The organism is Brevibacillus sp. HB2.2 (assembly GCF_013284275.1).
GTDB classification, from domain to species: domain Bacteria; phylum Bacillota; class Bacilli; order Brevibacillales; family Brevibacillaceae; genus Brevibacillus; species Brevibacillus brevis_D.
On sequence record NZ_JABSUV010000006.1, the window covers coordinates 178,049 to 188,261 of the forward strand.

General features: G+C 46.3%; 13 protein-coding genes. 1 reads left to right on the plus strand and 12 read right to left on the minus strand.

The window, feature by feature from the left end; all coding sequences use genetic code 11:
• Nucleotides 1–17: 17 nt before the first annotated feature.
• From HP401_RS06450 to HP401_RS06505, 12 genes are all read right to left on the minus strand, one after another.
• Entirely contained in the window at nt 18–677 is a 660-nt protein-coding gene (locus HP401_RS06450) for a DUF2953 domain-containing protein (RefSeq protein WP_173604482.1), read from the minus strand.
• Between the two features lie 66 nt (nt 678–743).
• Nucleotides 744–1,712 carry an S-layer homology domain-containing protein gene (locus HP401_RS06455; RefSeq protein ID WP_173604483.1) on the minus strand — a complete coding sequence of 323 codons (969 nt, stop codon included), beginning with the start codon at nt 1,710–1,712 and terminating at the stop codon, nt 744–746.
• Between the two features lie 149 nt (nt 1,713–1,861).
• Nucleotides 1,862–2,509 carry a spore cortex-lytic enzyme gene (sleB, locus tag HP401_RS06460; RefSeq protein ID WP_173604484.1) on the minus strand — a complete coding sequence of 216 codons (648 nt, stop codon included), beginning with the start codon at nt 2,507–2,509 and terminating at the stop codon, nt 1,862–1,864.
• Nucleotides 2,510–2,603: 94 nt separating this feature from the next.
• A complete protein-coding gene (gene spoVAE / locus HP401_RS06465) occupies nt 2,604–2,954 on the minus strand; it encodes a stage V sporulation protein AE (RefSeq protein WP_015892351.1) in 351 nt (116 codons plus the stop codon).
• Nucleotides 2,955–2,958: 4 nt separating this feature from the next.
• Nucleotides 2,959–3,975 carry a stage V sporulation protein AD gene (gene spoVAD / locus HP401_RS06470; protein ID WP_015892352.1) on the minus strand — a complete coding sequence of 339 codons (1,017 nt, stop codon included), beginning with the start codon at nt 3,973–3,975 and terminating at the stop codon, nt 2,959–2,961.
• Between the two features lie 3 nt (nt 3,976–3,978).
• The gene (gene spoVAC / locus HP401_RS06475) at nt 3,979–4,452 is read right to left on the minus strand and encodes a stage V sporulation protein AC (RefSeq protein ID WP_064203357.1); all 474 of its coding nucleotides are present in this window, start codon (nt 4,450–4,452) and stop codon (nt 3,979–3,981) included.
• Nucleotides 4,453–4,469: 17 nt separating this feature from the next.
• Entirely contained in the window at nt 4,470–5,330 is an 861-nt protein-coding gene (locus HP401_RS06480; protein ID WP_064203356.1) for a DUF421 domain-containing protein, read from the minus strand.
• 81 nt (nt 5,331–5,411) lie between these two features.
• Entirely contained in the window at nt 5,412–5,618 is a 207-nt protein-coding gene (locus HP401_RS06485; protein WP_007717150.1) for a DUF1657 domain-containing protein, read from the minus strand.
• A 150-nt stretch (nt 5,619–5,768) separates the two neighbouring features.
• Complete coding sequence (locus tag HP401_RS06490) at nt 5,769–5,975, minus strand: alpha/beta-type small acid-soluble spore protein (protein WP_047068578.1); 207 nt, start codon at nt 5,973–5,975, stop codon at nt 5,769–5,771.
• A 79-nt stretch (nt 5,976–6,054) separates the two neighbouring features.
• Nucleotides 6,055–7,185, minus strand: a complete 1,131-nt coding sequence (locus tag HP401_RS06495; RefSeq protein WP_173604485.1) for an MGDG synthase family glycosyltransferase — start codon at nt 7,183–7,185, stop codon at nt 6,055–6,057.
• Complete coding sequence (locus HP401_RS06500; RefSeq protein WP_173604486.1) at nt 7,185–7,769, minus strand: YkoP family protein; 585 nt, start codon at nt 7,767–7,769, stop codon at nt 7,185–7,187. The genes HP401_RS06495 and HP401_RS06500 overlap by 1 nt, the downstream gene beginning before the upstream one ends.
• Before the next feature lie 119 nt (nt 7,770–7,888).
• The gene (locus HP401_RS06505) at nt 7,889–8,539 is read right to left on the minus strand and encodes a TerC family protein (protein WP_015892357.1); all 651 of its coding nucleotides are present in this window, start codon (nt 8,537–8,539) and stop codon (nt 7,889–7,891) included.
• A gap of 213 nt (nt 8,540–8,752) precedes the next feature.
• Between HP401_RS06505 and HP401_RS06510 the strand changes: the two genes are divergently transcribed.
• A complete protein-coding gene (locus HP401_RS06510) occupies nt 8,753–9,919 on the plus strand; it encodes a sensor histidine kinase (protein WP_064203353.1) in 1,167 nt (388 codons plus the stop codon).
• Nucleotides 9,920–10,213: the final 294 nt, after the last annotated feature.

Consider the following 10,213-nt stretch of genomic DNA (forward strand, 5'->3'; position numbering starts at 1 on the left):
TGGTACCACATTTATTTTTAGGCACGCGTCGGTGCAGCTTGCCATTTTCGCTGCTTACTTTTTCGAATCCGCAGAAAAACTTTCAACGCGTAGAAAACGAACTGCCCCAAATAAAAATGCAACACCGCTTGAACTTTCGTATGTAGAAGTGCTTGGTTCCAGACAGGCTGTACACTCATGGCCGGCATCGTCTGTAAGGAGATGGAGTGGGAGAGGATTCCTACAATCAGGCTTTTCACACCCCAGATCAGTCCTGTCAGTGCCCCTGTTTCAGCCGCCTGACCTGTGCCTAATAACGTATGCCATTCTAATTTCGTACAACGAACTTGTTTGAACAGGTCTTTTAGCAAAGGCAGCAAGTCACGAACTCTTTCCAGCACATCCCGATAATTCCGGTACCATTTTTTCACTTGCCTGCGCGTAAAATCCTTGACCTTTTCCCGAAGCTTGCTTCCATGCTGGATTGTTTCCACCTTTGCGACAAGCTCAGGCCCAGCTTCTGTCATTTTCAAAAGGAGAACGGGTATTTCGTATTTCCTGCGAATGATACCCCAAGCTGCTATCGTAATTTCCAATTGATCATCTTCGCCCTCGCGACTGTAAAAACACGTCAATTTTATTGGCGTGATCACTAGTAGGACAAATAAACCAAGCAATCCTAACAACACCCATACCATGAAAAAATCCCACCCCTTCCACGTTAGTATGAGTGGAAAGAGAAGGAAATATGTTCAGCATTTTTATTAATCAAGGACGTATACTTTGACGCCTTTTTGCAGGCCATGATTTTCAGCTTCGTTCAATGTCGGAAGATACAGATCCACATGGCGTTGCTTAACCGCACCACCGATATCAGCTGCCACTGCATAGCCGTAACCATCGATGTACAGGTGTTTACCAAGCGGAATGACATTTGGATCAACCGCTACAACACCTTCGCGTAGTGGATACTCTAAATACGACAGGATCTTGTCGTTCGTATAGCTGTAAGCAGTCGTCTGTACCGTTATTTCTTGGCGAAAAGGTGTTCCGTTGGCGAGGGCTTTTGTCGTTTTCGGCTTATCCGGAAGCAAGTCAAGGGCCGCGTATGTGGCTGCTTCGGCTCTCGTCATATACTTGTCCGGTTTTAATGTACCGTCCTCATAAGCACTCATTAACCCGTTTTGCATGGCATAAACGAGTGGGCGTTGCTCTTTCTCGTTTACATTGCTCCCATCCGCGTATTGGTTCAATGTCTGGATCGTCGTAGACCACTTCAAATTATTGACTACTCCGCTATCCCCCATCGTTCTTATCAGAATAGAGGCGAGCTCTGCTCTTTTTACGGGAGCATCTGGATGTAAGTACAGGTAATTCCCCTGCTTTTGCCCATGGACAATTCCCAATCGATAGGCCGTTTCGGCATAGGATGACAGCCAGCTGTTTGCCGGTACGTCCGCAAAGGATGATTGCTTGTTACCAAGAGGTTCAATTCCTTTGGCATTCACAAACATCGTAAGCAGTTCACCTAATGTCACGTTGTCATCAGGTCGAAAATATTCGTTTTGACCAATTACGTTGGCTATGTATAGTTGATTGATTTGTTGTTCTGCCCAATGGCCGCTAATGTCTACATAAGGTGTTTCGTTCATGTGAGTTGTTTCTGCCTCTACAACTGGTGTACCTATGAGCATAAAGGCTACCAGCGAGGCAAGGATCATCCGTTTCTTCATCATCAACCTCCATGGGGAAATATGCGAATCCTTTCGTATCATTTTATCGAACTATTTTGCAAAAACAATGAACAATAGTTTCCAATAAAAAGGAAAGCCCTCGAACAGCATCATGACAAAGACTGTTTCAAGGGCTGCATGAACAATGGTTACACGGCAAAAATGTGTTTGCCGATCTTCTTCACTTGTGTACGGGACCAAATCCAATCGGAGGTCGCTGTAACAGGGTTAAAGTAGTAAAGAGAATGGTTGCTTGGGTCCCATCCTCGCACGGCATCCCAAGCTGCCTGGTAAGCAGTCTTGTTAGGAGTCATCCAGAATTGTCCATCATCTACAGCGGTAAACGCTAATGGCTCAAAGATGACACCCGCAAGCGTATTGGGGAAGTTTTTGGACTGAACACGATTCAACGCGACCGCAGCTACTGCTACTTGGCCCTCATAAGGTTCTCCGCGTGCTTCCGAATAAACCAGCTGCGCCAGCATCTGCATTTCCGCTTTATTTACCGACACTTTCTTGAGAACGCGCCATGTATTTGGACCAGTGATACCGTCAATCTGTAATCCGTATGCTTTTTGAAACTGTCTGACGGCCTTTGTTGTATTCGCTCCGTAAATGCCATCCAATTTGTAATCGTAGTAACCCAGCATCTGCAAGCGATACTGCAAATCCCATACATCCCCGTTCACACTACCACGCTGAATCTGTGTAGCTGCCAGGGAGTCGGCCGGGAAAATAAACGCTACAGCCATAAAGGCAGCAAGCAAGGTTGTTACTACTTTCTTGCTCCACCACATAAATTGTACCCTCCTTTACCCAACCCATTCTACAAGTTGGCGAAAGTAGGTTCAATTCAATTATTTTGGCACAAGTGGAAACATATACCTGCCTTTATCCTTTAGGTCGGAACATGACTGCCATGATAAATCCGAAGACGATGGCTGCTGAAATACCCGCACTCGTCACTTCAAAAATGCCGGTAATGATGCCAATGACTCCATGCTTCTCCGCTTCCGCCATTGCCCCGTGCACGAGTGCATTTCCAAAGCTCGTGATAGGTACTGTTGCTCCTGCTCCAGCAAAATTAACCAGTGGCTCGTATAGACCGAATCCGTCTAGCACTGCCCCTGTGACAACAAGAGAGGACATCGTATGGGCAGGTGTTAGCTTGACGACATCCATGAGAAATTGACCGATTAAGCAAATCGTTCCTCCTACGAGAAACGCCCACAAAAACATCATGGTATCACTCTCCAAGTTGCTCCGACTCAACAGCCACGGCATGCGCGATGCAAGGAATGCTTTCTCCCTGCTGGAAGGTCAACGGAGATAAGAGGGCTCCCGTCGCAACCAGCAAGATCCGCTTCCACTCTCCTTGCTTCATCCGCCGTAGTAGATGCCCGTAGGTCACTGTAGCGATACAGCCACATCCGCTCCCCCCCGACCACACATTCGGATTTTCTCCATAAATGAGTTTCCCGCAATCGACATAACGCTCTAGTGGGATATGCATGTGATGCTTGGGCAGCAGCTCAGATAAAATGGCATGGCCCGTTCGTCCTAAATCGCCTGTTACGATCAAATCATAATGGTCGTGAGGGAGCTGAAAGTCACGGAAATGCGACTCAATCGTGGATAATGCGGCTGGTGCCATCGCTGCTCCCATATTGAATGGGTCTGTCAACCCCATATCGACTACATGCCCAATGGTAGCTCCCGCAATCCGCAGTCCCTTACCTTGACTGGCTACAACAGCAGCCCCTGCTCCCGTCACTGTCCATTGGGCTGTAGGGGGCTTCTGAGAGCCGTACTCTGTTGGATAACGATATTGCTTTTCCGCAGCTCCATTGTGACTGGAGGTAGCAGCCAAGACGTAATCAGCAGCTTGACTATTTACCATGAGAGCAGCCAGGGCCAAGCCTTCCATCGCTGTTGAGCACGCACCGAAAATACCCAGGAACGGTATCGAAAGCGTCCGGGCCGAAAAGCTCGCAGATATGATCTGGTTCATTAAATCCCCGGCAAGCATAAAGTTTATTTGCTCTTTTGTGAGACCCGCTTTCTCCACCGCTTTCGAGCACGCTTCTTCCAGCAGGACTTTCTCCGCTTTTTCCCAGCTGTCTTGTCCAATCATCAAGTCACCGTGCAGGATATCAAAGTCTTCGGCTAACGGTCCCTTAGCCTCAAAAGGCCCACCAATCGCAGCGTGCCCGAGAATGACAGGTTTTAAAGGAAAGACCCAAGACTGATGACCTTGGCGCATCCGTCATCCTCCCATCGTAAACAATGTTTTGATCAAGCCAATGACAAATGCCGCCGCCACTCCAAACACAATCACTGACCCCGCGAGCTTGAACATGTTACCGCCGACCCCCAGCACAAATCCTTCGCTGCGATGCTCAATGGCCGCAGATGCTATCGAGTTGGCAAAACCTGTAACTGGCACACTCGTACCTGCCCCAGCCCATTGGGCAATCCGGTCATATAGTCCTAGACCGGTCAAGAGAGCAGAAAGAAGGATCAAGACAGCTACTGTAGGATTCCCAGCGGTTTTCTCCGTAAAATCGAAGTAGTGAATGAACATTTCTTGTATCCCTTGCCCGATCATACAAATGCCGCCTCCCACTAAGAATGCCCGGGTAAAATTGCGTAATAGCGGTCGCGGAGGCTCGTGCGTCTTTGCCAATTGCTGATATTCTTGCTGGACGGGGGTCAGCTTTTTCTTTTTTTGGTCTGCCATGTCTCACTCACTCCTTTTTACCGTATCATGAACGGTTTTACTTGATCGATAATCTGTTGGAGCCGTTCTGAATCGGTTTGGTAGGTACGCTTCATTTGTTCATTTTTTGTATTGAGTGCATACAGCTCCAAATCCGCCTGACATTTTTTCAATGTAGCAAAAGCCAGCTTCATCGCTTGGGCCCCAGGAACCATCAGTTTATCGTCATAGAGGTCGAGATAGAGGTCTCCCCCTTTGTCTACTTGGCCGAGGAAAACATTTTCCAAAGCCACTCCCGCTTTTTGCAGCTCCGTGCGAACCCATCTGCGATTTAGACCTGCTGTTGCTAGCGGCTCGTCCATGATCATCCCATCCATAATGACCACTTGATTCTCTTCCGAAGGAGCCACTGTCAATTCAAGGTGTTTGGGAGTTACTGGCTGACTCTCTGATTTTAAGAGGACACTGACTTCCCCGCTTGTTTCCATCAATGCAAACTCCACATCGGCTACTCGGAACACGTTTTTGATTCGTAATTGTTCCATCAAGTCTTCCGCAGTCAAACGTTCCTTTTTCAGATTGTCTTCCAAAATCTTGCCTTCCTTGATGAGAACCGTTGATTTCCCTTCAAATAGATCGCGGAGAAACTTGCTCTTGAGGGAAAGCCACTCCATTAAATAAGGAAAAAGCGCAAATACCCCCATGCCAATTAAACTATGGTAGACCGGCCCATCCATTTCGGTTGCCATAAAGGCCGCAATCGAACCGATGCTGATACCGACGATATATTCGATATATGTAAGTTGCTTGATCTGCCTTTTTCCAATGATCTTTGTCAATAGAAATAAGTAAGCAACAGCGCCTATTGAGCGCAAAAGGATTATTGACCAATCAGGCATAAGCCACCTCCATCACCTGAGGTGATTTTTATAGAGAGTAAAACCAAGAGAGAGGAAGTCCCTCTCCCTTTCCCAAACTTCCTAGAATCCCTTAAACTGCGGTTCTTCCTTTTCCAGCTCCGTTACACGCTGCTGGAGGTTATCTACGATGGATTGCGTTTGCTCTGCTGCTTGCGAATACAGTTGCTTCGCCTTCTTGTTTTGCGTGCTAAGAGCAAACGTTTCAAAATCTGCTTGTGCGCCTTTCAAGCTTGCAAGCGTTTGTTTCACTTGTGCTCCTACTGTCATATCCACTCACCTCCTAACACATATAGAATCCGCCTCCACCCATTATTTATGCGGCGATCTGCTCCATCTTCATCTGTCAATAATTTCCCTCTTCTTGGAAAAATAAAAAGAGAGACACCATAGGTGCCTCCCTTCATCCAGCTTATGAGATTAGCCACGTCCAGCCAATTGTTGCTCAGCAAAGGAGACAAGACGTTTTGTAATCTCTCCTCCAACTGAACCGTTTTGACGGGAAGTGGTGTCTGCTCCGAGTTGAACGCCGAATTCGGATGCAATTTCGTATTTCAGTTGATCCAGAGCTTGGTTTGCTTGAGGAACCAGCAAGTTGTTACGAGATCCACTGTTGTTGTTAGCCATCTATATCACCTCCTCATCGTTGGTAAGTTTAATATGTGTGAAGTTTTGCTTGTTCATGCGTCCTATTTTTCTTCCAATTTTAGTCTGTCAATTGCAGAAGGGTGTGGGCAATTTGGTAAACCGCGTCTGGTCTCCCCAGCTTGTCCAAATTTACTGCAAAAGCATCTCTTTTTTCGGGCTGACGCCATGACCTGATGATTTCTTTGATTTCTACCGGTGTTTCAGCCAAGATCGCTGCTTGTTGCTTAAGTAAAAAGGAACAATTATGCTTTTCTTGTCCGGGCAATGGATGGAACAAAATCAGCGGTGTCTTAAGAGCAAGTGACTCCGCGCACGTAATGCCACCAGGCTTCGTTATATAGGCGTCAGCCGCTCCAATCCACTGCCACATTTGCGGCTCAAACCCTTTCAATAGAAAGCGATGTCCATTGCTCTTGGTACTAAGCAAGTTCTCCAGTCTTTTGTACAGGCTTGCATTCTTCCCTGTGACGACTACGATCTGCAAAGGTTGCTCTTCCAACATCAACTCTCGTACAACCTGTCCCACGCCACCATAACCGCCTTCTCCCCCACCAATCAGTACTGTGAATTGATCTGGCACAAGTCCAAGCTGTTTTTTCCAAGCCGCTTTGTCGGTATGGAGCGCTGTAGTAAAAGCTGGCCGAACTGGAATGCCATAAACATGGATTTTTTCAGGCGAAATCCCATAGCGATCGATTAAAATTTGCGCAATTTGCTCGTGTGCCACCATGTACGCATCAATTTCTGGATGAACCCAAAATCGATTAATATGGAAGTCCGTGGGTACACAAACGAGCTGGAAAGGCTGGGGCACCCTTCTCTTCGCTTCTGCCAATGCGGACAAACAGTACGCATGCGTAGCGATAACGACATCCGGCTTCTCTTCTAGCAACAGTTGATTCGTTAATCTAGCGGATAGCCACCATCCCAATGCTTTGGTCAATGCACTGCCCAGCCTTTCTTCCTGTTCATAGATGCGTTGCCACACAGGTTGACCGTAGCGCAACATACTGCGATAAAAAAAATGAGAGAGCACACGTAAGCCTGGACTGGCGGTTTTCAGTCCTCCCACCACTCGCGCCGATCGTGCCCCCTCCTTTTCCAGTAAAACTTCTTGCAGAGCCTCGGCAGCCATCCGGTGACCACTCCCTGCCCATTCCTCTGTCACTAACAGAAACCGCTTTGCCATTAGTAGGACTCTCCTAGAGGCTGCTTGCCCTCAGTATATCGATTGAGTAAAAATTCCTTGGACATATAAACACGCTTTAGGGGCATTTCATAATTCCATGATTGCAATCGCCGCTTTCCATTGGGATGCACGATTCTGAGCATGAGACGCAAGTACCATCGCTTGTATCGAAAAAACCAGGTCATAGGCACATCAGAAATCGAGAAGCCCAAAGGTGTTATCCCTTTATGCAGCATGGTCGTTCCCACTATCCCTTTTATTTGATCTTTATTTTCCATCGAATCCAGGAATGTGGCTAGCTTCGGCAATGATTGGAGGATATGTCTTCGCAAAAGAAGAGCCACGCGCAGCTCATCCTTCACTCCTTTGCACAGGGTAGCAAAGTAATAATTGTGTATATGTAGCTTTAAAATCAAATCCCCATCATGAATGATGCAATTATCGGTAGTAACGAGTGGTTCTCCCCGATAGCGTAAAACAACAACCCGAAATATATTGTTCCCTTTCTCAATATAAGTAAGTCTGGTGCAGCGCTGATAGATTTCATCCCAGTATCCCCATAGCATCAAGAGGCTTGTATTCATTTCGAAAAAGTTCCTTTCCCGCTATGTTTTCATTCAGCTGGATGTGACCACTTACATTCCGCAAAACGGTCATGACCTTTGTTGTAGTATGCCCATGAATGCACTATCCTTTTCACCTTTTACGTCCTTTTCATCCGCCCCCAAAACATGACCACTACGGCAGCAAATACGGGCAACCACATATGGTTGAGAAGCAAAGGATTCACCCACTTCCAGACATACGGATCCTCCAGACACATATCCACTGCTGTAAAGGTAAGAATTCCGCCGCCAATGATGACCATACTGGGAAAACGATTCATCATGCGAGCGATCCACACACTTCCCCACATTAATAACGGAATACTCATCGCTAACCCCAGCAAAACTAACCATAAATCGCCATGCGCTGCTCCACCAACTGCCAAAACATTGTCCAAACTCATGACAAAATCTGCTACTATGATGGTCCTGACTGCCTGACCAATTGTCTGATTATGCGATACGTCTGTGAGCTCTTCATTCTCACCCAGCATCAGCTTACACGCGATCCACAGCAATAAGATTCCCCCGATCGCCTTCACGAGAGGAATATCCAGCATCCAGGTAGTCATTCCCGTTAATACAATTCGCAGGAGGATTGCACCCAGTGTTCCATATAAAATTGCCCTTCTTCTCTCCTGTTGAGGGAGTCCGCGGCAGGCCATACCTATGACCACTGCATTGTCACTGCTTAATACCAGATCGATCATGAAGATGTGTACAAGACCCAGCCAAAAATACTCGCCCATCCCTGCCTCCCTGGTCCAATAAAGTTCGTCCATTCTACTTTATGCGACTGGAATCGGACTCATGATTGAATATTTTTCCGAAAAAAGGCGGTTTTCAGCGGATTTTGTAGATAAAAACTTCCGAAAAAAATGCATTTTATTGCGAAATCAGGCTAATTATACCTTGTCTAAATTAGGTATTTTCCCTTACGATTTTAGTGGGGTGGATAAGAGATGGTGGAGACCGTGACGCTAAACCTTTATGATGTTTCAAGGAAGATTTTAGACTTAACACCAAGCATCACCACAATATGGCTGCAAGAAATTGTTCGCAGCATGGAAATTCCCGTGACCATTCCTCGCGATTTTGCAGAAAAACGAACAGTGCTCTTAGCTCGCTATCTGGTTGAGGATGTAGATCATGACATGCAGACTTGGGCATTAGATATGGGAGAGTGGCTTCGTTCTCAGGAATTCCCCTTCTCCTCCATTTTGCGCACATATCAATTGTACCGGAATGTATTCTGGCGGGTTCTCCAACCGGAATTACAGAGATGGTCCCTCTCCTCACAAGAAATGCACTATTTGGAAAGCCAACTGGGCAAGGCCATGGATGAAAGTGTATTCTGGGCTGTTTATCACTTTGAACAAATGATAAATAAAGAGCTAGTCCAGAAGGAAGAAACGATCTCCTATTTGCATAACGACAAACTGACCATGCTCGGAAAAATTGCCGCTAATATGGCTCATGAGCTGCGCAATCCGTTGTGCGCCATTGAAGGGTTCTTGAAGCTGATCGGCGAGTCTACACAGGAACAGGCCCAGCTTCAGACGTATATCCAAGTCGTCATGCATGAGTTTGAGAATTTACATCGGCAACTGACCGGATTCCTCAGCTTTTCCAAAAAACCAATTCTCGATGAAATTTTTAAAACCGTTCAAGTAGAAGAACTGCTTGAAGAAGTAGAGATGCTGATTACCCCTCGCCTCGTGGGAGAAAACATACGTTTTGAAAAACAAATCCACCCCTGCTTACTCGCATGTTATGAAGAAGGCTTGAAGCAAGTTGTCGTCAATCTATTAAACAATGCCATTGACGCCGTGCAAAATCGTACAGACAAGTATATTCATGTCATCTCCACTTCTTCAGATGGTTGGCTCTATTTGAGTGTGGAAAACAACGGCGAAAGGATTTCACCCGAGATCGTGGAAAATCTCTTCCAACCATTCTTTACGACTAAACAAAATGGGACGGGTATTGGCTTGTCCATCTGTAAAAATATTATCGAAAAGCATCAAGGCACGATCCATTGTGATTCCAATGAAAAACGCACACGCTTTATCGTTTCTCTGCCGATTGCAAATGCCCAGGAAGTTGGTCCGCGAATGGAAGCTCGATAGGTAGCTCTCTTTTGTATCACGCAAAAAAGCCCCCTGACAACGCAGGAGGCAAGGCAAGAGATCCGTTACCAATTATTTCATCGGTAAGCGACCTTAGTTTTACTGTACACGAAAACATATGTTGCTACCATAGAAAACGTCAGACAGCTTTCGACAAACATTTATACCTGTATTGAACAAAGGCTTATCTATTCAGCTATTGGATAAGCCTTCATACTTTTGTCTCAAGTAAAAATAGTTCTGCTTTCCTAAAAGCAAAAAAAACAGAGAACCTATTGGCTCTCTGCTTTATGA